We start from the raw sequence: 655 nt of genomic DNA, 5'->3' as shown, positions 1-655 counted from the left end.
CGTACTACGATGACAACACACCGGCCACCGCCAGCCCGGATACTCTGGATCCGGGAAACCAGCCTGACAGAACCTGGCTTCCCGGAATCTTCGTGCAGGACGAGATTTCTCTCTCGCAGCAGCACAAACTGCTGCTGGGCATGCGTTACGACTACAACTCCAGACACGGCGACATCCTTACCCCCAAGCTGGCCTACAAGTGGGCGCCCAACGACAACAACATCCTGCGCCTGAACTCCGGGACGGGGTTCCGGGTGGTGAACCTTTTCACAGAGGAGCACGCGGCCCTCACCGGGTCCAGAATAGTGGACGTGCAGGAGGAGCTGGACCCGGAGAAGAGCTACAACGTCAATGTGAACTATATTAAAAAAGTGGTTGCCGGAAACGGTGCCTTCATCGGCTTTGACGCCACCGCCTGGTACACCTACTTCAACAACCGCATCATAGCCGACTACGATACCGACCCTAACAGGATCATCTACGCCAACCTCCGGGGACATGCCGTAACACAGGGTTTCACCCTGAACATGGATGTGGAGCTGCTCAACGGCCTGAAGGTGATTGCTGGGGGCACTTACATGGATGTGTACTCAAAAGAAGAGGATGAGAGCGGCAGCATGATGAAGCAGCGGCAGGTGCTTACCGAGAGGTGGAC

General features: G+C 56.6%; 1 protein-coding gene. It reads left to right on the top strand.

The window, feature by feature from the left end; all coding sequences use genetic code 11:
• Positions 1-655 (top strand): TonB-dependent receptor plug domain-containing protein (locus ACFS7Z_RS27515; protein WP_377492718.1); only part of this gene is annotated, 655 nt, incomplete at both ends.

Origin of the sequence: Pontibacter toksunensis, from assembly GCF_042686245.1 — a bacterium.
GTDB classification, from domain to species: Bacteria; Bacteroidota; Bacteroidia; order Cytophagales; family Hymenobacteraceae; genus Pontibacter; species Pontibacter toksunensis.
Note: the sequence above shows the minus strand (reverse complement) of the source record. Positions and strands in the feature narration are given on the sequence as shown.